General features: G+C 63.2%; 22 protein-coding genes. 7 read left to right on the top strand and 15 right to left on the bottom strand.

Translation table 11 applies throughout. The annotated features are described in order from the left end of the window. Nucleotides 1-6: 6 nt before the first annotated feature. The 8 genes from pstB to RX328_RS03430 form a co-directional block, all read right to left on the bottom strand. Nucleotides 7-828, bottom strand: coding sequence for a phosphate ABC transporter ATP-binding protein PstB (gene pstB, locus RX328_RS03465; RefSeq protein WP_213254656.1), 822 nt, complete (start codon nt 826-828; stop codon nt 7-9). Beyond that, entirely contained in the window at nt 825-1,670 is an 846-nt protein-coding gene (pstA, locus tag RX328_RS03460; RefSeq protein ID WP_213254658.1) for a phosphate ABC transporter permease PstA, read from the bottom strand. Before pstA ends, pstB begins: the two co-directional genes overlap by 4 nt. Nucleotides 1,671-1,674: 4 nt before the next feature. Further along, nucleotides 1,675-2,673, bottom strand: coding sequence for a phosphate ABC transporter permease subunit PstC (gene pstC, locus RX328_RS03455; RefSeq protein ID WP_213254660.1), 999 nt, complete (start codon nt 2,671-2,673; stop codon nt 1,675-1,677). A gap of 181 nt (nt 2,674-2,854) precedes the next feature. Further along, nucleotides 2,855-3,865, bottom strand: a complete 1,011-nt coding sequence (gene pstS, locus RX328_RS03450; RefSeq protein WP_213254662.1) for a phosphate ABC transporter substrate-binding protein PstS — start codon at nt 3,863-3,865, stop codon at nt 2,855-2,857. 139 nt (nt 3,866-4,004) lie between these two features. Further along, the gene (locus RX328_RS03445; protein WP_213254664.1) at nt 4,005-5,306 is read right to left on the bottom strand and encodes an ATP-binding protein; all 1,302 of its coding nucleotides are present in this window, start codon (nt 5,304-5,306) and stop codon (nt 4,005-4,007) included. Between the two features lie 46 nt (nt 5,307-5,352). Further along, nucleotides 5,353-6,411, bottom strand: coding sequence for a lysylphosphatidylglycerol synthase domain-containing protein (locus tag RX328_RS03440; RefSeq protein WP_213254666.1), 1,059 nt, complete (start codon nt 6,409-6,411; stop codon nt 5,353-5,355). Between the two features lie 276 nt (nt 6,412-6,687). Next, a complete protein-coding gene (locus RX328_RS03435) occupies nt 6,688-6,984 on the bottom strand; it encodes a hypothetical protein (RefSeq protein ID WP_213254668.1) in 297 nt (98 codons plus the stop codon). Between the two features lie 2 nt (nt 6,985-6,986). Next, entirely contained in the window at nt 6,987-8,381 is a 1,395-nt protein-coding gene (locus tag RX328_RS03430) for an OmpA family protein (protein ID WP_213254670.1), read from the bottom strand. A gap of 167 nt (nt 8,382-8,548) precedes the next feature. On the opposite strand from RX328_RS03430, the gene RX328_RS03425 reads away from it, so the two are divergent. Both RX328_RS03425 and RX328_RS03420 read left to right on the top strand, forming a co-directional pair. Beyond that, entirely contained in the window at nt 8,549-9,607 is a 1,059-nt protein-coding gene (locus RX328_RS03425; RefSeq protein ID WP_213254680.1) for a polysaccharide deacetylase family protein, read from the top strand. Nucleotides 9,608-9,787: 180 nt separating this feature from the next. Then, nucleotides 9,788-10,588, top strand: a complete 801-nt coding sequence (locus RX328_RS03420) for an SDR family oxidoreductase (RefSeq protein WP_213254682.1) — start codon at nt 9,788-9,790, stop codon at nt 10,586-10,588. Nucleotides 10,589-10,744: 156 nt separating this feature from the next. Here the strand turns inward: RX328_RS03420 and RX328_RS03415 are convergent, their stop codons facing one another. From RX328_RS03415 to RX328_RS03390, 6 genes are all read right to left on the bottom strand, one after another. After that, nucleotides 10,745-11,029 carry a hypothetical protein gene (locus tag RX328_RS03415; RefSeq protein WP_213254684.1) on the bottom strand — a complete coding sequence of 95 codons (285 nt, stop codon included), beginning with the start codon at nt 11,027-11,029 and terminating at the stop codon, nt 10,745-10,747. Between the two features lie 25 nt (nt 11,030-11,054). Further along, nucleotides 11,055-12,491 carry a benzoyl-CoA 2,3-epoxidase subunit BoxB gene (gene boxB / locus RX328_RS03410; RefSeq protein WP_065731941.1) on the bottom strand — a complete coding sequence of 479 codons (1,437 nt, stop codon included), beginning with the start codon at nt 12,489-12,491 and terminating at the stop codon, nt 11,055-11,057. 158 nt (nt 12,492-12,649) lie between these two features. Next, nucleotides 12,650-14,338: a 2,3-epoxybenzoyl-CoA dihydrolase gene (gene boxC / locus RX328_RS03405; protein ID WP_213254686.1), complete on the bottom strand. Its 1,689-nt coding sequence runs from the start codon at nt 14,336-14,338 to the stop codon at nt 12,650-12,652. Nucleotides 14,339-14,445: 107 nt separating this feature from the next. Next, nucleotides 14,446-14,784 carry a DUF309 domain-containing protein gene (locus RX328_RS03400; RefSeq protein ID WP_249727006.1) on the bottom strand — a complete coding sequence of 113 codons (339 nt, stop codon included), beginning with the start codon at nt 14,782-14,784 and terminating at the stop codon, nt 14,446-14,448. A 212-nt stretch (nt 14,785-14,996) separates the two neighbouring features. Next, nucleotides 14,997-15,815 carry an alpha/beta fold hydrolase gene (locus RX328_RS03395; RefSeq protein WP_213254688.1) on the bottom strand — a complete coding sequence of 273 codons (819 nt, stop codon included), beginning with the start codon at nt 15,813-15,815 and terminating at the stop codon, nt 14,997-14,999. A 208-nt stretch (nt 15,816-16,023) separates the two neighbouring features. Then, a complete protein-coding gene (locus tag RX328_RS03390) occupies nt 16,024-17,580 on the bottom strand; it encodes a benzoate-CoA ligase family protein (RefSeq protein ID WP_213254690.1) in 1,557 nt (518 codons plus the stop codon). Nucleotides 17,581-17,708: 128 nt separating this feature from the next. Here RX328_RS03390 and RX328_RS03385 point away from each other — a divergent pair, with 128 nt between their 5' ends. The 3 genes from RX328_RS03385 to RX328_RS03375 all read left to right on the top strand — a co-directional run bounded on the left by RX328_RS03385 (nt 17,709) and on the right by RX328_RS03375 (nt 19,377). Beyond that, nucleotides 17,709-18,614, top strand: a complete 906-nt coding sequence (locus tag RX328_RS03385) for a helix-turn-helix transcriptional regulator (protein ID WP_213254692.1) — start codon at nt 17,709-17,711, stop codon at nt 18,612-18,614. Nucleotides 18,615-18,778: 164 nt separating this feature from the next. Continuing rightward, nucleotides 18,779-19,138, top strand: a complete 360-nt coding sequence (locus tag RX328_RS03380) for a PilZ domain-containing protein (RefSeq protein ID WP_213254699.1) — start codon at nt 18,779-18,781, stop codon at nt 19,136-19,138. Nucleotides 19,139-19,149: 11 nt separating this feature from the next. Further along, on the top strand, nt 19,150-19,377 hold the full coding sequence (locus RX328_RS03375) for a hypothetical protein (RefSeq protein WP_213254701.1): 228 nt from the start codon (nt 19,150-19,152) through the stop codon (nt 19,375-19,377). Nucleotides 19,378-19,528: 151 nt separating this feature from the next. Here the strand turns inward: RX328_RS03375 and RX328_RS03370 are convergent, their stop codons facing one another. Continuing rightward, nucleotides 19,529-20,320: an IclR family transcriptional regulator C-terminal domain-containing protein gene (locus tag RX328_RS03370; protein WP_213254703.1), complete on the bottom strand. Its 792-nt coding sequence runs from the start codon at nt 20,318-20,320 to the stop codon at nt 19,529-19,531. Nucleotides 20,321-20,417: 97 nt separating this feature from the next. On the opposite strand from RX328_RS03370, the gene RX328_RS03365 reads away from it, so the two are divergent. Both RX328_RS03365 and RX328_RS03360 read left to right on the top strand, forming a co-directional pair. Then, nucleotides 20,418-21,776 (top strand): aromatic ring-hydroxylating dioxygenase subunit alpha, encoded by a 1,359-nt coding sequence (locus RX328_RS03365; RefSeq protein ID WP_213254705.1) that lies wholly within the window; start codon nt 20,418-20,420, stop codon nt 21,774-21,776. A gap of 183 nt (nt 21,777-21,959) precedes the next feature. Then, nucleotides 21,960-23,396, top strand: coding sequence for a glutamine synthetase family protein (locus tag RX328_RS03360; protein ID WP_213254707.1), 1,437 nt, complete (start codon nt 21,960-21,962; stop codon nt 23,394-23,396). Nucleotides 23,397-23,441: the final 45 nt, after the last annotated feature.

The following is a 23,441-nucleotide window of genomic DNA, read 5'->3' as shown; positions in this document are numbered from 1 at the left end:
ATCTCCTTAACCAAACCGCCCCGTGATGTAGTCCTGGGTACGTCGATCGCGCGGCGAGGTGAAAATCTTGTTGGTATCGTCGAATTCGATCAGCTCGCCGAGATACATGAAGGCGGTCTTGTCCGAGACGCGCGCCGCCTGCTGCATATTATGGGTGACGATGGCGATGGTGTAGTCCTCCGCCAGTTCCTGAATCAGTTCCTCGATCTTGGCGGTCGAGATCGGATCGAGCGCCGAGCAGGGCTCGTCGAACAGGATCACCTCGGGCCTGACCGCAACGGTGCGCGCGATGCATAGCCGCTGCTGCTGACCGCCGGACAGCGAGAGGCCACTGGCGTTCAACTTGTCCTTGACCTCGTTCCACAGCGCGCCGCCGCGCAGCGCCTTCTCGACCCGGCCGTCCATCTCGGACTTCGAGATCTTCTCATAGAGACGGATGCCGAAGGCGATATTCTCGTAGATCGTCATCGGGAACGGCGTCGGCTTTTGGAACACCATGCCGACGCGGGCCCGCAGCAGATTGAGGTCGAGCTTCGGGTCGAGGACGTTGGTCTGGTCGAGCAAGAGCTGACCGGTGGCGCGCTGACCCGGATAGAGATCATACATCCGGTTGAATATCCGCAGCAACGTGGATTTGCCGCAGCCGGACGGGCCGATGAAGGCGGTGACGCGATGGGTGCCGAGCGTGAGATTGATGTCCTTCAGCGCGTGGTGCTCGCCATAGTAGAAGTTCAGGCCGCGGGCGGTCACCTTGGGTGCGGCCTCGGGCAGCGCCACCTGCGGAACTGGGCCGCTCGCGTTACTTACGGATACGGAGAGTTCGGTCATTTGGATATCCTCTCGGCGCCAAGAATGCGCGCGCCAATGTTCAGGGCCAATACGGTGAGCGTGATCAACAGGGCACCGGCCCAGGCGAGTTGCTTCCAGTAGGCATAGGGGCTCTGGACGAAGTTGTTGATGGTCACCGGCAGGTTCGCCATCGTCTTGGTCATATCCAGGCTGAAGAACTGGTTGGAGAGCGCGGTGAACAAGAGCGGCGCGGTTTCGCCGGCGACCCGGGCGGTCGCGAGCAGGACGCCGGTGATCAGGCCAGCGCGCGCCGCACGATAGGCGATGCGCCGGATCACCAGCGAGCGCGGCATGCCGAGCGCGGACGCCGCTTCCCGCAGGGGATTGGGAACCAATCCCAGCATGTCCTCGGTGGTGCGGACCACCACGGGGATCACGATCACGGCGAGCGCGAGACATCCGGCGAACGCCGAGAACCCGCCCATCGGCACCACGATGGCGCCGTAGATGAACAGGCCGATGATGATCGAGGGCGCACTCAACAGGATGTCGTTGATGAAACGGATCACCGAGGTGAGCTTGTCGTGCTTGCCGTATTCGGCGAGGTAGGTGCCGGCGAACAGGCCGAGCGGCGCGCCAATGCCGACCCCGACCATGGTCATGATGATCGAGCCGATGATGGCGTTGCGCAGGCCGCCGTCGGTCGATCCGGGCGGCGGCGTATCCTGAGTGAAGACGGCGAAATTGATGCCGGAAAGGCCATTGAAGAACAGCGTGAACAGGATCAAAGCGAGCCAGGTCACGCCGAACAGCGCGGCACCCATGCACAGGTACTTGACGATGATGTTGTTGCGGCGGCGAGATACGTAAATCGGGTTCATGATCTCAGTTCCCCGCTTTCTGTTCCAGCCGCATCAGCATCAGCCTTGCGGCAGCAAGAACGAAGAACGTCAGAATGAACAGCAACAGGCCGAGCAGGATCAGGCCGGACTGGTGCAGGCCGTCGCTCTCGGCGAATTCGGAAGCGATCGCAGCAGAGATCGTGGTGCCGGGCGCGAAGAGCGAGGACTGGATCTTGAACGAATTGCCGATGATGAAGGTGACCGCCATGGTCTCGCCGAGCGCGCGGCCGAGCGCCAGCATGATGCCGCCGATCACGCCGACCCGGGTATAGGGGATCACGACGTTGCGGACGACTTCCCAGGTGGTGCAGCCGACGCCGTAGGCCGCCTCCTTCAAAACCGGCGGCACCGTCTTGAACACGTCGACCGAGATTGCGGTGATGAAGGGCAGCACCATGATCGCCAAAATCAGCGAGGCATTGAACAGGCTGAGATAGGACGGCGGGCCGGCGAAGATCGTGCCGAGCACCGGGACGCCATCGAACACGCTGATCATGAACGGCTGGAAGTTGTTGGCCAGGAACGGCCCCAGCACGAAGAAGCCCCACATGCCGTAGATGATCGAGGGAATGCCGGCGAGCAGTTCGATGGCAAGGCCGATCGGACGACGCAGCCAGAGCGGGCAGATCTCGGTAAGGAACACCGCAATGCCGAGGCCGACGGGAATGGCGATCATCATCGCGATCACGGAGGTGACCAGCGTGCCGTAGATCGGGCCGAGCGCACCCAGCACCGGAGGATCGGCCGACGGCGCCCAGCGCTGCGTCCACAGGAATGCTGCGCCGTACTCCCGGATCGCGGGCCAGGCGCCGACGATCAGCGAAAGGATGATGCCGCCGAGGATCAGGAGGACCGAGATCGCGCAGGCGCGCGTGATCCAGTAGAAGGTAATATCGCCAAACTTGAAAGCGCCAAGGGCCCGGGCGCGGTCATAGGGTCCGGCAGCTTCCATTACGTCGCTTTCAACCGCCATTTCTGCCACGCTGGTCCCCTGTCTTTTACTTCAACGCCCGAAAAATGTCGCTTCTGCTTTGAGGCGATCTTCTTGACGATTTACCCGGCGTCATTCCGGGATGGTCCGAAGGGCCAGAAATCTCGAGATTTCGGATTCGCGACTTCGTCGCGCCCCGGAATGACGGGGCGCGACGTGCTCAACGTCTGCTTCAGCTCTTGATCTCGGAGGTCCAGGTCTTCTCGATCTGCTTGACGACCGAGTCTGGCATCGGGATGTAGTCGAGTTCTTCAGCCATCTTGTCGCCCTTCTCGAACGCCCACTTGAAGAACTTGATGGCTTCGGCCGAGGCCGCCTTGTCCACAGGCTCCCGGTGCATCAGGATGAAGGTCGCACCGGTGATCGGCCACGAGGCTTCGCCGGGCTGGTCGGTCAGAATCACGTAATAGTTCTTGGCGCCGACCCAGTCAGCGTTGGCGGCTGCGGCCTGGAACGCACCGATGGTCGGCTGCACGGTCTTGCCGGCCTTGTTGATGACCGCGCCATAGGTCAGCTTGTTCTGCTTGGCATAGGCGTACTCGACGTAACCGATCGAGTTCTTGGTCTGACTGACATTGCCGGCGACGCCTTCATTACCCTTGGCGCCGACGCCGGTCGGCCACTCCACGGCGGTGCCGGAGCCGGCTTTCGCCTTCCATTCGGCATTGGTCTTGGAGAGATAGTCGGTCCAGAGGAAGGTCGTGCCCGATCCATCCGAGCGGCGAACCACCGTGATGGCCTCGCTCGGCAGCTTCACTTTGGGATTGAGCTTGGCGATCGCGGGATCGTCCCACTTCTTGATCTTGCCGAGATAGATGTCGCCGAGCAGTTCGCCCGAGAACACCAGTTCACCCGGCTTGATGCCTTCGAGATTGACGACCGGCACCAGGGCACCCATTGCCTGCGGCCACTGGATCATGCCGTCCTTTTCAAGCTGCTCCGGCTTGAGCGGCATGTCGCTGGCGCCGAAGGTCACGGTCTTGGCCACGATCTGCTTGATGCCGGCGCCGGAGCCGATCGACTGGTAGTTCAGACCGTTGCCGGTCTCCTTCTTGTAGGCGTCGGCCCACTTCGAATAGAGCGGGAACGGGAAGGTGGCGCCCGCGCCGGTGATATCGGCAGCGAACGCCGAGGTCGACGCGGCGACTAGGCCGGCGGCGACGATTGTCCTGACGAAATTCATGGTTGATCTCCATCTCCTGAGCGAAGCGCTGTTGCGCCCGATCGCGCTCATGCCGCCCGTGTAGGCGCGGTCGATAGAGCTTTTACGAAGGTTTGATGACAGTTGGATGACACACCCAACTAATTGAACTTGCTTGTCTTTAGGCCGACGTCGAGGATTTCGCCGGAGGAAAACAGGCAGTAAAGGTGGCGCCGTTTTTCGGCACGCTTTCGATCAAAAGACGGCCGCGATGACGGTTAAGAATATGTTTCACCAAGGATAAACCGAGCCCGGTTCCACCCTGGGCCCGACTGTCGCCGACATCGACCCGATAGAAGCGCTCGGTCAGCCGCGGCAGATGTTCCGGCGCGATGCCGGGGCCGAAATCGCGGACCATGACGCGGACTTCCGGCGCGCCCTCTCCCGCGGCGACCTGGTTCAGCGAGACGATCACCCTTCCGCCGGACGCGCCATATTTGAGCGCGTTCTCGATCAGGTTCTCGAACAGCCGCAGCAGTTCCTCGCGATCGCCCGCAATCGAGACCGGCGTCTCCGGCAGATCGATCTGGATCGCGACCTGGCGTTCCCTGGCCAGCGGCTCCAGCCCGTCGGCGACCTGGCGAATGATCGGCACGATATCGACGCAAGCTTCGGGGCGGACATGTGCCGACAGTTCGACCCGCGACAGCGACAGCAGGTCGTCGATCAGCCGCGCCATCCGGGTCGCCTGCGTATGCATGATGGACAGAAAGCGCTCGCGCGCCTTGGCGTCATCCTTGGCCGGGCCCTGCAGCGTATCGATGAAGCCAGATAGGGCAGCCAGCGGCGTGCGCAACTCGTGGCTGGCATTGGCGACGAAATCGGCGCGCATTTCCTCGACCCGGCGCAACGGCGTCTGGTCGTGGAAGGTCATCAGCATGCACCGTTCGGTGCCGCCGAACAGCGTCGGCACCGGTACCGGCGTGATGATCAGTTCCATCCAGCGGTCGACCGGCACCTGGTCGAGATAGTTGGCGCGGCGCGGCTCGCTGGTCGCGATCGCCTCGCGCAATGCGGTGATGATCTCGGGAGAGCGCAGCGCGAACTGGGCGAGTTCGTTCTTGCGCAACGCCGGCGCGAGCTGGGCGGCCGCCGCATTGAGATGAATGACGCGGCCGGCGCGGTCGAGCAGCACGGCCGGGTCCGGCATGCCGGCAACGACGGCGCTAACGGCAGCAGATTCAACCGGACTGACGGCGCGGACATCCTCGCGGGAACCGACGGTGTCATGCAGCCGCCATGGCACCAGCGCTGCGGCGGCGATGCAGATGAAGACCGCAACCGCCCGCGCCAACGAGAGATCGGCCAGCAGCACCAGCGCGCAAAGCGCCAGCCCGGCGGCCAGCAGGATGATGGCCGAATGCCGCAGCCGATCCGGCCACGGTGCAAAAAAGGAGGAGGAGTTCGAATCGTCTATCGCCATGGACGCAGGCTTTCCTTCCGCTGTTCGCGAGGCGCCCGCCGCATCATCAGGCGCCGGTGTCTCCACGCTCGCGCACATAGACGGGGGCCTCATGCCTCGGCTCGGGGTCGGCGGCAGGCGCCAAATGGCGCAGGCGCTTCGATCGCGCGCCGATGATAATCTCCCGAAGCGTCAGCAAGATTACAGATATGACAAAAGGGCCAATATAATAGAGGACGCGGAACAGCAGCATGCCGGCGAGCAGTTCCTCCCGGTCCATCTGCCAGAGGCCGACCAGCATGGCGGCGTCGAAGACGCCGAGCCCGCCCGGCGAATGGCTGGCGAAACCCAATAGCGTCGCCGACACGAAGATGACCGCGACGACGACAAAGCCGATATCGGGTTCGTCCGGCACCAGCATGTACATCGCCAGCGCACAGAAGCCGAGATCGACGATGCCGATGGCGATCTGCAGCAGCGTCAGCGGGCCGCCCGGCAGGGTGACCGTCCACGGTCCGCGGCCGACGCTGCGCGGTTGGGCCCAGACCCAGGCGACATATCCGACCAGGGCAATGATGATTCCAAACGCCGCAACGCGGTTGAGCCAGGCCGGCAGTTGATCGATCGCGGCAGCGGCTTCCGGATGGTAGGCGATGCCGAGGCCCAAAACCGCGGCATTGCCGAGCCAGAAGGTCAGCCCGGCCAGGAAGCAGATTTTGGCCACGTCGATCGCGTTCAACCCCCAGGCCGAATAAATCCGGTAGCGCACCGCGCCGCCGGTGAAGACGCTGGCACCGACATTGTGCCCGATCGAATAGGAGGTGAAGGCCGCCAGCGCGTTGATGCGGTAGGGTACGTGGTGCTGGCCGATGGCGCGGACGGCGAACCAGTCATAGAAGGTGAGCGTGAAATAGCCCGCCGCCACGAACAGGGCCGCCAGCGCGATCCGGCGCGGCTCGGTGCCCTTGATGGCGTCGATCACCTCGTTGGTGTCGATGCCGCGGAGCATGTGATAGAGCACGTAGCACGCAACGGCGATGACCGTGATGCTGATAACGACCCCGAGCTTATGCAGGACCTGTTTCTGGCGCAGAAACGAAGTCGCCCTGCGTATTGCTTCCAGCATCTACACCTCGAATTGCGCTTCTGCGACGACGGCACTGGCGCGAACCCCGCCGCCGCTACGCGGCTCCCCTGCCCCTCTGGTAGCGCGTTTTGGGCCGAAGTGGAATTCGCCGGACGACAATAAAACGCGCTTCTTCAACATATTAGGCGCCGTTGATGACGGCGGTGGCACAGTTTTGCTGTATTCCGCCGCCTGATGGGGGTTCCGGACCATAGCCTGGACTGGTCAACAACCCGTGACGGTAACGGCGGTAAAACTAGCCGGCGCATCATGCAGTCAGGCCGGCGGCGCACTGCGCGAGACCACCCAGTTGCGCAACCATGATCCGACCGCACAGCCGCCGAGGTAGAGTGCGAACATGATCAGGCCGAGATCGAGCCAGTAGCCGAAACGGCCGGGCACGACGCGCGCGAGCGCGGCTGCGACCAGCGCCGCGACCAAAGCCGAAAGCGCCCACCGCCATTTTCGCGAGATGCCTTCGCCGTGCTGAACCACGGATATCCAGCCCATGGCGAAGCCGAGCAGCACTGATGCCAAGAGCCAGCCCCAGTAGAATGTGGTCAGATAGGCCATGCTCACTTCACCACGAAATCGATGCGGCGGTTCTGCGCCTTGCCCTGGTCGGTCTCGTTGCCCGCAATTGGCTGGGTCGAACCATAGCCGACCGCACTGAACCGGTTGGCGGGTAATCCCGCCTTAACCAGATAGTCGGCGACCGCCTGCGCACGCTTCTCGGACAGCGCCTGGTTGGCTGCCTCGTCGCCGTCGGCGTCGGTATGCCCTGATATCTCGATATTGGCGGCCGGACAGCGCAACGCGGTTTCGATCAGGCGGTCGAGCAGACCGGCGGAATCGGCGACGATATCGGCCTTGCCGGATTCGAAGCGGATCCGGGCCTTGCCGAGCAGCTCTGTAAATAATTGCTGGCAGACCGTCGCGTCCACCGGCGCGGCGGCCGGCTTGACCGAAATTTCCGGCTTGAACTGCCAGCCCTGCGGAAAGTCCTTGCCGAGGCCGGCGCGGATCTGACTGGCGGCGGCGTCATAGAGCGCATCGCCCGACAGTTTCACCTCGCGGTCGGAGACGACCAACGTACCGGTCGACAGCCGCGACAGCGCGCCGAGCGCTGATACCACCGCGTTGGCGAAACCTGCGGGCGCGCCGATGCTCGTCTTGAGGTTATCGACGACTTTTTCGCTGAAGAATTTGCGCCCCGCAGCCGCCACCAGCATGGCGTGGACGTTGTTGTCGGGCACGTTGCCGGTCAGCGTCAGCGTTACCGCGACGGGATCCTTGTAGGCCTGGAAAATATAGGGAGGCGCCTTGACGTCGTTGGCCGCGACCGAAAAACCCTCGGGCAGATTTTTCAGCGCCGCGGCGACGGCTTCCCGGCCGCCGAGTTCACGCGCCATGCCGGACAGGCTGACCTTGGTGTCCGACAGCGTGATCTTGCCTTCCTTCAGCTTGCCGACCTGGTCGAGCAGCAACAGCGCGGCATTGTCGAAATGCGGCGGCGCCCCGCGCGACAAATTCATCCGGTCGACCACTTCGACACCGCCGAGATTGGCGCGCGCCGCCTCCATCAACCGGCTCTTGCTCGCCGGCAGGGGCGAATTGCCCGAGAGCGTTACCCGGACGACGTCGCGTTCGGCCGACCAGACGAACGGCTTGGCTTCGGGAACGAGCCGGGTTTCGTCGTTAACCAAACGCACGCCCGGCACCGCTTCCACCGAAGCCACCGCACTCTGCCGGCCGTCTTCCGAGAATGCGTCTGCGGCCAGGGTCACGTCGCGGCCTTCGACCGAGATCCGCCGTTTATCGAGGATGGTGCCCTTGAGCGCGGCGGCCGAACGCTGCGCCAAGTCAACTTCCAGTGGTTCTGTACTCGTCCAGGCCGCGATAGCCCAACAAATGACCAGCGGAATGACACCCGGCCACCATTTGCTACTCCACCTGAAAAGTCCGCGCATTCGAGTTCCCGCCGGGTCTGGAACGGAGAGAAAACAAACCCTTGCGAGGCTGTCAAACCCGAAATGTCGCAGGCGAGAAAGGAGCGGAAATCGGTCCGGCTAACCGTTTCTTCAGCGCTCTGTCGCTAGTTTCGTCCCCGTAATTAACCGGGCAGCCCTGCATCTCGATGAAACTGCTTCGCAACACCGTCATTCGCGCCGGGCTGGAAGCGCTGTACTTCTCCCGAGCGCACTACCTGCTGCGACCAATCTTCGCAGGCATCGGCGCCATTTTCATGCTGCACCACGTCCGTCCGCGCCGCGACGGTGAGTTTCAGCCCAATCATCATCTCGAAGTCGAGCCGGAGTTCTTGCGTGCGATGCTGGCGCACCTTCGCACGCTCGACGTCGACATCGTCACCATGGACGAGGTGCATCAGCGACTCCAGAAGCGGAGTTTCGCGCGGCGCTTTGCCTGCTTCACCCTCGACGACGGCTATCGCGACAACCGCGATTACGCGCTGCCGGTGATGCGTGAGTTTGACGCGCCCCTCACCGTCTATGTCACGAGCGATTTCGCCGAGGGCACTGGAAGGTTGTGGTGGGTCGCGCTCGAAAAGGTGATCGCCAAGGCTTCCTCGATCGAGGTCCCGATCGGCGGCACAGCAATCCGCCTCGATGCCTCGACGCCGGTAGCCAAACAGGCCACCTTCGACCGCATCCACGACTGGCTGCGCCGACTGCCGGGAGAACACGACCTGCAGCGCGAGATCTCCGCGCTATGCACGCGCCATGACGTCGACGAGTATCTCATCGCCGGCGATCTCTGCATGTCCTGGGAGGAGCTGAAGGCGTTCGCGGACGATCCGCTGGTAACGATCGGCGCGCATACGGTTACGCATTGCAATCTGGCGCGGCAGAGCGAAGAAACCGCTTCGTTCGAACTGGCCGAAAGCCGCGCGCGGATCGAAGCGGCGTTGCAGCGGCCGGTGCTTCATCTCGCCTATCCCTATGGCGACCGGACCGCCGCGGGCCAGCGCGAATTCCGCCTGGCGAAGGCGGCAGGATTCAAGACGGCAGTCACGACGCGGCCGGGCATGATTTTTCCGGAAAGCGCCGACCACCTGACGGCGCTGCAGCGAATCTCGCTGAACGGCAATTACCAGGACGAACGGATCATCCCCATCCTGACCTCCGGCGCCGCCACCGCCATGTGGAACGGCTTTCGCCGCATCGACGCGGCGTAGATACAATTCGTAGCGCCGTAGCCCGGATGGAGCGCAAGCGAAATCCGGGACAGTCTCACAAAGTCGGCAGAGCTTCCCCGGATTGCGCTGCGCTCCATCCGGGCTACGGGTCCATTTCCCTTTCTTGACTCGCCCTGCTCCCACGCCCAAAACCTCCGGCAATGCAAATGGAGGAACGCAATGTTCAAGGATCTGTTCTCGCTTCAGGGTCGCGTCGCGCTGGTGACGGGCGGGTCGCGCGGCATCGGCAAGATGATCGCGGCCGGCTTTCTCGCGCAGGGCGCGGCGAAGGTTTACATTACCGCGCGCAAGGCAGGTCCCTGCGAGGCGACCGCCAAAGAACTCACCGCCGCCTATGACGGCGAATGCATCGCGCTGCCGATCGACATCTCGACGGTCGAAGGCTGCGAAAAGCTGGCTGGCGAAATCATCAAGCTGGAGCCGAACCTCGACATCCTCGTCAACAATGCGGGCGCGGCCTGGGGCGCGGAATTCGACGAATTCCCGGAAAGCGGCTGGGACAAGGTCATGGACCTCAACGTCAAGTCGCTGTTCTTCCTGACCAAGGCGCTGGCGAAGCCGCTGCGCGCAGCGGCCTCGCCCGATCGTCCTGCCAAGGTGATCAACATCGCCTCCATCGACGGCATCTTCGTCAATCCGACGGAGACCTATTCATATGCGGCAAGTAAAGCCGCGGTGATCCATCTGACGCGGCGCATGGCGGCCAAGCTGATCAAGGACAATATCAACGTCACCGCGATTGCGCCGGGCGCCTTCAAATCCGACATGAACCGCGCCGCGCGCGATCACGCCGATGAAGTGGCAAAGCGCGTTCCGGCACGGCGCGTCGGCACCGACGAGGATATGGCGGGTGTCGCGATCTACCTTGCCTCGCGCGCGGGGAATTATGTCGTCGGCAATACGATCGCGGTGGACGGCGGCGTGGTGTATGCGACGGCGGGCAGCGAGATCGCGGGGTAGCCCCACAGCGTCATACCCCGCGAAAGCGGGGTATCCAGTACGCCGCGGCTTCAACTGGTTGACCGCGGCGTTTCTGTTATTGACGCTGGTGTTTACTGGATCACCCGCTTTCGCGGGTGATGACGGCGTGCATTGAGGATGCCGCTTGCGCTTCCCTCACGGCTCGTCCTTTTCATACTCGAAATCAGCCTGCGGCGCGTTGGGCAGCTCGCGATCCAGCGCTTCACGGTATCGCAGGCATCCGCGCAGGAATTTCGGCCAGGGCGGGACGGCTACTTCCGGAGCGACACGCTCGGGCAGCAGTCCCCAGAGATCGGGATGATGCCAGCACAAATCATGACCGGTGCTGTCGCGGTGCGTGCGGATGCCTGCCCTTAGACGCTTCACCTCCGCGACCAGTTGGTCGCGGTCCATTGCTTCGAGGTCGTTGTCGGGGTCCATGTGCTGCTCCCCGATGCGGGGCGGTTCAGGTCTCGATCTTCACGTACTCGAAATCGCCGGGCTTGTTGTCGATGCCGACTTTCGGCGGCGAGATCCAGGAGGCGTACTGGCCGGCTTCGGTGACCGGCTTCATCAGCGAGGCGATGAAGTCGCCGTCCTGCGACGAAGGCAACCATTCGCCCTTGCGTTGGTTCCAGGTGGCGTCGTCGATCAGGACGCCGTCGGGCGTCGCGTGCACGTCCTTGAATTCGCCGATCTGGCGGTGGAACGCGACGTTCGGCAGGGTCAGCTTGTACTGATAGCCCGCGGTCGAGATCACCTTGTTCCAGCGCAGCATGCCCTTGACGCAATCCTGCGTGTAGTCGTCGCGCAGCCGCATGTTGAGCGCGGTCAGCGCCGGCTCGTCGACCCGCTTGATCACGCCGTCGACCAGCTTGAGCACCGGATAAGTGGCGTTCTTGAGCTGGTGGTCGTCGTCGATCTGGGTTTCCTTGTAGCGGCCCTTGATGCCGGCGTTGAAGGCATTCGCCGCGTTGGTCGATACTTCCGAGCCGAACAGATCAAGCGACAGCGAATAGTGCAGGTTCAGCTTCTTCTGGATGGTCGGCAAGTCGATCACGCCGAGCGCGCGGACCTTGGCGACGTCGGTGGGATCGGTGATGCCGGCCGCCTTCATCGCCTCGCAGGTGCGCTGCACGACGCGGCTAATGCCGGTCTCGCCGACGAACATGTGATGCGCCTCTTCGGTCAGCATGAAGCGGCAGGTGCGCGAAAGCGGATCGAAGCCGGATTGCGCGAGGCTGTGCAACTGCATCTTGCCGTCGCGATCGGTGAAATAGGTGAACATGAAGAACGACAGCCAGTCCGGCGTCGCCTCGTTGAAGGCACCGAGCATGCGCGGGGAATCCGCATCGCCCGAGCGGCGCCGCAACAAATCGTCGGCCTCCTCGCGGCCGTCGCGGCCGAAATATTTCTGCAGGAGATAGACCATCGCCCAGAGATGGCGGCCTTCCTCGACATTGACCTGGAACAGGTTGCGCAAGTCATAGAGCGAAGGCGCGGTCTTGCCGAGATGGCGCTGCTGCTCGACGGAGGCGGGCTCAGTGTCGCCCTGGATCACGATCAGGCGGCGCAACGTGGCACGGTGTTCGCCGGGGACTTCCTGCCAAGCCGGCTTGCCGTAATTCTCACCAAAGGGAATGACGCGGTTTTCTTCCTGGGGAGCAAGAAGAATGCCCCAGCGGTATTCCGGCATCTTGACGTAGTCGAACTTGGCCCAGCCGCGCGGATCGACCGAATAGGCGGTGCGCAAGTAAACCAGCGACTGCTGAAAACCTTCCGGCCCCATGTCGCCCCACCAATCCATGTAACCGGGATGCCAGCCCTCCAGCGCCTTCAGCACCTGGCGGTCTTCACTGAGATTCACGTTGTTAGGGATTTTGGTCGAGTAGTCGACGTTCATGAAGTTCATGGCGTGCTCCTTGGAGTCGTTATGGCGTCTTGCTCGACCGTCATCCTGAGGAGCGGCGGCTTCGCCGCGTCTCGAAGGATGCTGGCTTGGTCCCAACCATCCTTCGAGGCTCGCTTGCGCTCGCACCTCAGGATGACGGCGGTTTTCCGCTACACTCTCGTCATATCGAATTGCGCCTTCTGGCCGGTGCCGTAGCGGCGCAGCGCGCCTTCTTCGCCGACCGCGTTGGGGCGCTGGAAGATCCAGTTCTGCCACGCCGTGAGGCGCGAGAAGATTTTCGATTCCATGGTCTCGGGACCGACGAAGCGCAGATTTGCTTCCATGCCGGTGAGGCCGTCGGGCGAGAAGGAGGTTCGCTCTTCCAGGAACACCCGCACCTCGTCGTCCCAATCGATGTCGTCGAGCGCGAAGGTGACCAGACCGAGCTCTTCGGCTTCCTCAGCGTCGAGCGTGGTGCCGATGGTGGCTTCCGTGCGCTCCAGATCGGCCGGATCGGCCTGGAAGCGCGATTGCAGCCGGGTCAGGCCATGGCTCATCGGATAGGGGCCGAAATTCAGCGCGGTGAGCTGGATCGCCGGCGGCGGGCGGTTGTCGCCCTGGCGTGAGCCGATCAGCATATAGGAGCGGTCGGCGGCGAACACGAGTTCGGCGAGCGTGCCGGCGAAGCAGGAGCCGGGCTCGACCAGCGTCACCAGCGTGCGCGAGGTGACGTCGATGCGCTTCAACACGCGTTTCCAGTAATGCCTGATTTCGTTGACCAGCCAGTGCGCCTTGTTGGCTTCGAGGAAGGCGTCGCAGGCTACCACATTGGCGGGATCGCCATGCGACTTGAACACCAGCATCGCGATTTCGAGTTCGTTGATGCGCAGGTGAAGAATCGCATCGTCCAACTCGCGCGCCACCTGCAGCGGCCAGAACGACGCGCCCTGCGCGATCAGGCCATCGATATCGGCCGGCGGCGCGGCCTCCGGCGCCTTGATCGAAATGGTGGCGATCCGCGCGGCGCGGTCGATGTCGATGTTGACAAAGCCATAGCGGATTCCGCTGTCGTCAATGGTGCGGTTGAGCGGCGTCAGCGTGACGCCCTTGCCGCTGCCGTTGCGCTTCGAGGCGGCGGCGAATTCTTTTGCACGCTCGGCGACCTTGGTCTCCAACTTACTGTTCGGCGCGATCTCGTCGACCAGCCGCCACGCAACCGCGCGCTTGCCTTTAATTCCTTCCTCGATGGTGCAGAAGAAGTCGGCATGGTCGCGGCGCACCTTGCGCTTGTCGACCACGCGCGTCAGACCGCCGGTGCCCGGCAGCACCGCGAGCAGCGGCACTTCCGGCAGCGCCACGGCAGCGGCGCCGTCATCGGCCAGGATGATGTGATCGGTCGCGAGCGCCAACTCATAGCCGCCGCCGGCCGCCGTGCCGTTGACGACGGTGATGAAGCGCTGCCCGGAATTTTCCGACGAATCTTCCAGGCCGTTGCGGGTCTCGTTGGTGAATTTGCAGAAATTGACTTTATGGGCGTGGGTCGCGCCCGCCAGCATGCGGATATTGGCGCCGGCGCAGAACACGCGGTTCTTGCCGGAACGCATCACCACCACTTTTACTTCAGGATGTTCGAACCGAAGCCGCTGCACGGCGTCGGCGAGTTCGATATCGACGCCGAGATCATAGGAATTCAGCTTGAGCTGATAGCCCTCGAACAGGCCGGCATTCTCATCGACGTCCATGGTGAGGGTTGCGACCTCGCCCTCGACCGCCAGCTTCCAGTGCCGGTAGCGCGACGGATCGGTTTGAAAATCGATGTATTTCGCGCCGCCTGCGAGGACGCGATCTTCACCGGCCATGAGCCACCCTCTGTCGTTTTTCTCAGGATTTGCTTGGTTCGCTGCATGCACAATAATGCATGTTTTCGGTTGAGTCTAGCGTAAAGCGCTGGAACATGCATTTTGTTTCATGTTCGGCCGGCGGCCGCGAAAGCTACCCAATAGGCCGGGGCGAGCTGCGGCTGCTCCAATTTGGCCGTGATGAGGCCCGCCAGGGCCGCAACCGGAAAGCTGTCGGCAAAGCCGTCGCTACCGGCATTCCGCATGCTCAGCCCCTCGAGTTCGCCGAGCGCTTCACCGAACAGCCGCACCGCGACGTGCGGCTTGTGCATCCGCAGATTGGCGGTCGCAATCAGGATGCAGGCGCGCAACAATATCCGCTCGCGGCCGCCCTGCGGCGCCGCCGCCCATACCGCTTCCAGGATTTCTTGCGATTCCCAGAAGTAGCCATGGTCGTTGAGCGCCATGCCGTAGCGCAGGCCGGGTGGCGCGCCGGCACGTAGCCCTGAAAGCGCGCCGGCACCTGAGTGGCGATTTGGGCCAGCGTTTCGTAATCGGCGGCGACTTCCTTGGACTGGTCGGGCACATAAGCCCATCGCGGCAGCGGCAGATGTCCGATGCCTGAGCGCGGCGCAGTCATCGGAACAGCGCCTCGGCAAGCACAGAAGAAGAAAATGCGTTACGCGGCCCGTCCCTGCGAGCCGTCCTGCACCTGCAACACCGCCTTTGCGAATTCCGAAATCGCATCGAGCGTCGCCTCCGGCGCTTCGCGATGCGGCTGATGTCCCGCGCCCGGAATCACAGTCACATCGACCGGACAGTAGCACTCTTCCCTGGCGATCTCGACCTGGCGCATGGTCCCATACTGGTCATCCACGCCTTGCAGGATCGCGACCGGCACGCGGATATAGGCGAGGTATTCGGAAATATCCCAGTTGCGGAATTTCGGATCGAGCCAGGCGCCGTTCCAGCCATAGAAGGCGTTGTCGACGTCCCGGTGCCAGCGCGACAGCTTCCCCTTCAGGTTCGTGGTCTCGTAGGCGGTCCGGATCGCCGCAATCGAGGCCACCGAAATATCCTCGACGATGAAATGCGGGGCGATCAGCGCGAGGCCCTGCACGCGGTGATCCTGATGCGAGCCCGCATAGATTGCCGCGATCGAAGCGCCATCGGAATGGCCGAGCAGCAGGCCGCGGCGAAAGGCGATCTTGTCGAGTAGTTTTGGCAACACGTCGAGCGCCTCGACATGCATGTAGTCGAGCGGGCGCGGCAATTTCACCGGCGTCGATGCGCCGTAGCCCGCGCGCGAATAGACGAATACGCCGGCGCCGGTCGCGGCCTGGAGCTTGTCGGGAAAATCGCCCCACAGGCCGGTCGAGCCGAGGCCCTCATGCAGCATCACGATAACAGGCGCGTGCTCGGGCGACGGGCCGATCATGCGATATTCGAGATGCGAGGCGCCGACGGTGAGGAAGCCCTGGGAGGTAAGGGTTGTCATTGTAACCGCTCCCCTCACAACACGGCGCGGTGAGCTCCCTCCCCCCTTGCGGGGGAGGGTTGGGGAGAGGAGTAGCCACGCGCACCGCCGTTGCGGCTTACCCCTCTCCCTAGCCTCGAGAGCGAGCTTCGCTCGCCTCGGACCCCGCAAGGGGGGAGGGAACGAGCGCCACTTGCAGCAACGCTTTGCATTTCGAACGACAAGTCCATCATGCCTTCGCCGTCTCGCTATCCCGCAGCTTGAACCGCTGAATCTTCCCTGTCGCCGTCTTCGGAAGGGATTCCACCACGTCGATCCAGCGCGGATATTTCCATGGACCGATCTTCTGCTTGACGTGCTCTTTCAACACCTCATGCAGGTCATCGGTTTTCGCGCCGGCGCGCAGCACGACAAAGGCTTTCGGCTTCAACAATCCTTCGGGATCGGCTTCCGGCACGACGGCGGCCTCGAGCACGGCCGGATGGGTGATCAGCGCGCTCTCGACCTCGAACGGCGAGACCCAGATGCCCGAAACCTTGAACATGTCGTCGCTTCGGCCGCAGAAGGTGTAACGGCCGTCGGCGTCGCGAATGTATTTGTCACCGGTGCGGGTCCAGTGGCCCTCGAAGGTTGAACGGCTCTTGGCACGCTGATTCCAGTAGCCCTCGCCGGCCGAGGGCGCATCGACCAGCAATTCGCCGACCTCGCCGTCAGCCACCTCGGCGCCGGCTTCATTGACCAACCGCACCTTGTAGCCGGGCACTGGACGGCCCGATGAGCCGTATTTGATGTCGCCGGGCGCGTTGGAGAGGAAGATGTGCAGCAGCTCGGTCGAGCCAACGCCGTCGAGGATGTCGACACCGAAACGCGCCTTCCAGGCGTTGCCGACCGATTCCGGCAGCGCTTCGCCGGCTGAGGTGCAGATGCGCAAGCGATTGCCGGCGCGGGCATCCTTCAGCGTCTCGTCATTGAGCATCGCGGCGAACAGCGTCGGCACGCCGTAGAAGATGGTCGGGTTGTACTTGTTCATCAGCGCGAACATCGCCGCCGGCGTCGGCCGTTCCGTGTGCAAGACCGTGGAAGCGCCGACCGACATCGGAAACGTCAGCGCATTGCCGAGGCCATAGGCGAAGAACAGTTTTGCCGCCGACAGACAAACATCGTCCTCGCGAATGCCGAGCACCTGTTTAGCGTAGGTGTCGGCCGTTGCGGCGAGGTTGGAATGCAGATGCCGCACGCCCTTGGGCATGCCGGTCGAGCCCGAGGAATAGAGCCAGAACGCCGGCTCATCGGGATGCGTCGCCGCGGTCGCAAACGTATCGCTCTCTCGCGCCAGCTCATCGGAAAGTTTCCTGTGGCCGTGCGCGTCCCTGCCTGACACGACAACATGCTCGAGGTCGGGCATCTGCGCGACGATATCTTTGACGACCGGCAGCAGCGCTTGGGAGACGAACAGGACGCGCGCACGGCAGTCTCCGAGAATGTAGGCATACTGTTCGGCCGTCAGCAGCGTGTTGAGCGGTACCGGCACGACGCCGGCGCGGATCGCGCCGAGAAACACACACGGGAAATCCACCGTATCCAGCATGATCATCGCCACGCGCTCTTCGCGGCGGACGCCGAGCCGGCGCAGCATGTTGGCAACACGGCGGGTCTGCCGCTGCAGCTCGCCATAGGTGAGTTCGGTGACGGTGTCGGTGAAGACGAGCTTGGCGCCGCGCCCCTCCTCGACATTGCGGTCGAGCAGCCAGGTCACCGCATTGTACGAACCGGACGTGCCGCTCACGACGCTTCTCTCCTGAGTTTTTAAGAATTATAATTCATACAAAGACACCGGCCGCGCTTGCTGTCAATCCTCATCGGCATTATGTTTCCGAAATCCGTTCACCCCGACGCAATGCCCGAACGAGGGAAATGACCGAGGCCAGTGACCCCGAATCCGGCTTTCTCGAGCAGCTTGGCCAGCGTGTGCGCACCATGCGCGCCCTTCGCGGTATGTCGCGAAAAGTGCTCGCCAAGGTTTCAGGAATATCCGAGCGCTACATCGCGCAACTCGAAAGCGGCAAGGGCAATGTCTCGATCGTGCTGCTGCGGCGCGTGTCGAACGCGATGGGCGCGCATCTCGAAGACCTGATTCCCGCAACGGAGCCGGCGCCTGACTGGGCCGTGATCCGCGACCTCCTGCGCAAGGCAACGCCGGCCCAGATCGCGCAGGCCAAGAATGCGCTGGCCGGCGGCGGCCTGTCGGCGCAGCGGCGGATCTCGTTCGCCGGCATCGCTCTGATCGGCCTGCGCGGCGCCGGCAAATCCACGCTCGGCAAGATGCTGGCGAAGAAGATCGGCTGGAAGTTCGTCGAGCTCAACAAGGAAGTCGAGGCGCAGAACGGATTGTCGGTTGCCGAGATCATCGCGCTCTACGGCCAGGAAGGTTTTCGGCGCATGGAGCAGGCGGCGCTCTCGCAATTGCTGGCGCGCAAAGAACTGATGGTGCTGGCGACCGGCGGCGGCATCGTCTCCGAGCCACTCACCTTCGACCTGATCCTGTCGTCGTTCTACACCATCTGGCTGAAGGCCGAGCCGGAAGAACACATGGCCCGCGTCCGCCGCCAAGGCGATTTGCGCCCGATGGCGGACGATCGCTCCGCGATGGCGGAGCTGCGCAACATCCTGGTCAGCCGCGAGCCGCTTTACGCCCGCGCGTCAGCCGTGGTCGACACCGCGGGGCTTTCGGTGGATGCCGCCGCCGCACGACTCAGCGATGCGGTGGCGCCGGTGCTGCATGACAAGCACGCGTTCGGCCTGCGCAGCGCGGTGTCCTGATCGCTTCTACGAAAGCGCCATTCGTAAACGCTTGATTTCCGGACAAACCGACGTTGCATGACGGCAAGCGCGACCGTTAACCACCGCACAAGTTCCATGCGAGCGGCGACTGCAATACACGCTGAAGGAGTGTTACTAAAGCGTTAATCGCATGGAGGACAATGATGCTGGAGCGCCGTCAACACCAAAGAGCCCGCGTCTATTACGGCGGGATGGTCGCGTTCAACGCGCGCAATTCGACGCTTGCCTGCGTCGTCCGCAATTTCAGCAGGCGCGGCGCGAAGATCGAATTCGAGAACTCGGCCATCATCCCCGACCGGATCGATTTCGAAATCCAGCGCAGGGGCCTCTCCTGCCTGGCACGTCTCGCCTGGCGCGACCATAACGCGGCCGGGCTGGTGTTTTCAGATGTCGAAGAGACGAGCGACGTCATTCCGCTGGAATGGGCCCGCAAGCTGCGCGCAACCGAACGGGCCAACCGGCGGCTGCAGTCGCGCCTCGATCAGCTTCTGTCCGAGCATTAGACCGCGATCTCATGAGCAGCGTTGAAGGCGAAGACGACGCCCTCCTTGCCGCCAAGCCGCCGAAGATCCGGCGGCGCCGGCTGCGGGCGATATTGCTGGCGTTGATGACGCAGTACGCGATTATCGCGATGATTGTCGGCCTGTCAGTCGCGGCGACGCTGCATTATCTGGTGACACCGCAGATCGTCGCCAAGTTCGAAGCGATCGAAGCCGCGTTCAAACGCTTGCCGCCGTCTTAAGCGGGCCTGATCAGACGACGCGGCAAGCTTCCTCGGGTCCTGATTCCGTCATTGCGAACGAAGCGAAGCAATCCATCGCGCGACTCGGGATAGAATGGATTGCTTCGTCGCTTCGCTCCTCGCAATGACGGCGGAGATAGTGAGGCTCCCGTCAGACCAGCATCGATTTGACCGATGCCGCCGCCTCGCGCAGGCGCGGCAGGAAGCGTTCGATCATCTCGGCAGACGACACGCGATCGACATGCGCGCCCATGTTGATGGCGGCGACGATGGCGCCGTCGTAGCGGCGGACCGGCACCGAGACCGAACGGAATCCCGGCTCGGCTTCTCGATCGACCAGCGAATAGCCTTGCACGCGATCGGCGATGATCGTCTTCAGGAGCAGCTTCTTGTCGGTGAGGGTGAACGGCGTCAGCGGCGCAAGCTCCATCCCGTCGAGCGCGGCGGCCAGTTCGTCGTCGGCCAGCCGCGACAGCAGCACGCGGCCGACCGAGGTGCAGAATGCCGGCAGCCGGTAGCCGATATCGATGCCGGCGGAAAATATCCGCGTCGGGCTGGCGCGCGCGATGAAGACGACCTCGTTGCCGTCAAGGATCGCCATCGACGCGATCTCCTGCGCCTCGCTCGACAGCCGATCCAGCGCCGGCTGCAGCACCGAGACGACATGGTTGGAAGCGAGAAAGCTTGACGCCAGCACCAGCACGCGCGGCATCAGGCGGAACAGCTTGCCGTCGGTTACAACGAAGCCGGCGCGTTCGAGCGTGAAGAGGATGCGCCGTGCGGTCGCGCGCGGCAGGTCGGCGGCCTTGGCAAGGTCGCTCAGCGTCATCGGCTGCCGGCTGCCGCCAAATATTTCGAGCACGCGCAGGCCGCGGTCGAGGCTTTCGATGAAATCGGTGGCGCCGCGGTTGTCTGCGCCCACCGCGCGCTTCAGCTTGGGCATCACTGCCTCCATAATCCGCTTGCCTCACGCCCAGCCTACGTTAAAATCGCACAAAAGTTCAATAGGCGAACAAATCCAATCACCGGAGATTCTCGCCATGATGAGCCAGGAAGCGAACGACCTGATCACCCGCACCGGTCGCAAGGACCCCTGCGGCAAGCTGATGCGCATGTACTGGCAGCCGGCGGCGCTGGTGGATGAGCTGCAGGGCCCGCGGCCGGTGCGGCCCGTAAAACTGCTCGGCGAAAACCTCGTGCTGTTTCGCGACGAGCAAGGCCGCTATGGCCTGATCGACCGCCACTGCGCCCATCGCGGCGCCGACCTCGCCTTCGGACGGCTGGAGAACGGCGGCTTGCGTTGCGCCTTCCATGGCTGGCTGTTCGATGTCTCCGGCCAGTGCCTGGAGACGCCGGCCGAGCCGAAGGACTCAAAGCTCTGCCAGGGCATCAAGCAGCGCTCCTATCCCGTGGTCGAGAAGAGCGGCATCCTCTGGGCCTTTCTCGGCGAAGGCGAACCGCCGGCGTTTCCGGAGATCGACTGTTTTGTGGCACCCGACAGCCATACCTTTGCATTCAAGGGCCACATCAATTGCAACTGGCTGCAGGCGCTGGAAGTCGGCATCGATCCGGCGCACGCCTCGTTCCTGCACCGCTTCTTCGAGGACGAGGACACTTCCACCGCCTACGGCAAGCAGTTCCGCGGCGCGTCCGCCGGCAGCGACATGCCGATGACGAAGATTTTGCGCGAGTACGATAACCCGATCATCAATGTCGAACATACCGAATACGGCCTGCGCCTGATCGCGCTGCGCGAGATCGATGAAGAGCGGACGCATGTGCGCGTCACCAATCAGCTCTTCCCGCATGGCTTCGTTATCCCGATGAGTACGGAGATGACGATCACGCAGTGGCACGTGCCTATCGATGACGAGAACTGCTACTGGTACGCGATCTTCACCAGCTATACGACGCCGGTCGACAAGAAGAAGATGCGCGACCAGCGCCTCAAACTCTATGAACTGCCGGATTACAAGTCGCGCAAGAACAAGAGCAACGATTACGGCTTCGACCCGCACGAACAGGCCACGGAAACCTATACCGGCATGGGGACCGACATCAACGTCCACGACCAGTGGGCGGTGGAGTCGATGGGCGCGATCCAGGACCGCACCAATGAGCATCTGGGACAATCGGACAAGGCGATCGTGCAGTATCGCCGCCTGCTGCGGCAGGAGATCGAGAAGGTCGCCGGCGGCGAGAAGCCGATGCTGTTCCTCGACGCGGCCCACGCGCGGAGCATCCAAGGCCCGGCAACGATGGACGGCATCGGACCCACGCAGGGCTGGGAAATCTACTGGATGGAAATCGACGTCAAGCGCCGCCGCGGCGCGCCGTGGGCCGCGCCGGTACCGACGGAGATTGCCGGCAAGGTCCCCCACCTCACGGCAGCGGAGTGATGGTCTCTCCTCCGTCATTGCGAGGAGCGCAGCGACGAAGCAATCCATGCCAACGCTTGCGGTGCTATGGATTGCTTCGCGGAGCCTGTCATCGGGCGCGCATTCGCGCGACCCGTTGGCTCGCAATGACGGCCGATATAGCGCCGTTTCAATTATTCAGTTCAGACTCGCGGGGGTGACGCGTTGAGTTTTGTGGAACGTCACGGGATGTGGTCTGGGGAGCAGCAGGAGGCGGCGGGCCGCCTGCGCAAGATCGTCGAAGAGAAAAATCTCGAAGTCATCCGCCTGTCATTCCCCGACCAGCACGGCATTTTGCGCGGCAAGACGCTGGTGGCCAGCGAAGCGATTGCCTCGCTCGAAAGCGGCTGCTCCATCACCACCACCATGCTCGCCAAGGATACCTCGCACAAGACGGTATTCCCGGTGTTCACCGCCGGCGGCGGGTTCGGCATGAAGGAGATGGAAGGCGCCGCCGACGTCTTGATGGTGGCGGATCCCACCACCTTTCGCGTGCTGCCATGGGCGCCGACCACCGGCTGGCTGCTGTGCGACCTCTATTTCAACGATGGCCGTCCGGTGCCGTTCGCGACGCGACATCTCTATCGCAAGGTGATCGACCAGCTCGGGCAGCGCGGCTACGATTTCGTGGCCGGGCTCGAAGTCGAATTCCATCTCTTCAAGCTCGACGAGGCGCATATGGCGCCGGAGCATGCCGGCCAGCCCGGTACGCCGCCTTCGGTCAGCCTGCTCTCGCACGGCTACCAGTATCTGACCGAGCAGCGCTACGACCAGATGGAGCCGGCGCTGGAAATCATCCGCCGCGACGTGCTGGCGCTCGACCTTCCCTTGCGTTCGATCGAGGTCGAGTTCGGCCCGAGCCAGTGCGAATTCACCTTCCAGCCGACCAAAGGCCTCCTGCCCGCCGACAACATGGTGCTGTTCAGATCGGCCGTAAAACAGATCGCACGCCGCCATGGCTATCACGCGACCTTCATGTGCCGGCCGAAACTGCCCAATGTCTTCGCCTCCGGCTGGCACCTGCATCAATCGCTGGTGTCGCGCGCCAGCGGCGAAAACTCGTTCATGCCCGGCGATAAGGGCGAGGTGCTGAGTCCGTTTGGCCGGGCCTATCTCGCGGGACTGCTGGAGCACGCCCGCGCGTCGACCGTGTTCACGACGCCGACCATCAACGGCTACAAGCGCTACCGCTCCTATTCGCTGGCGCCGGATCGCGCGATCTGGGGCCGCGATAACCGCGGCGTCATGATCCGCGTGCTCGGCGGTCCGGGCGATGCGGCCACCCGGCTGGAAAACCGGATCGGCGAGCCGGCGGCGAACCCATATCTCTACATGGCCTCGCAGATTCTCTCAGGGCTCGACGGCGTCGACCGTAAGCTCGATCCGGGACCATCGGCGGATACGCCCTACGAGACCAAGGCGGCGCTGTTGCCAAAGAGCCTGCGAGAAGCGGTGTTCGCGCTGCAGGACGATCCGTTCTTCCGCGGGGCGTTGGGGGCGGAGTTCGTGGACTATTACGTCCACATCAAGAATGCGGAGATCGAGCGGTTTCAAGCCGAGGTGTCGGACTGGGAGCACCGCGAATATTTTGAGATGTTTTGACTGTTAGAGCCGTCATCCTGAGGAGCGCGTCTTCGCGCGTCTCGA

Origin of the sequence: Bradyrhizobium sp. sBnM-33, from assembly GCF_032917945.1 — a bacterium.
GTDB lineage: Bacteria > Pseudomonadota > Alphaproteobacteria > Rhizobiales > Xanthobacteraceae > Bradyrhizobium.
The sequence above is the reverse complement of the archived record's forward strand: the minus strand, read 5'-3'. Positions and strand labels throughout refer to the sequence as shown.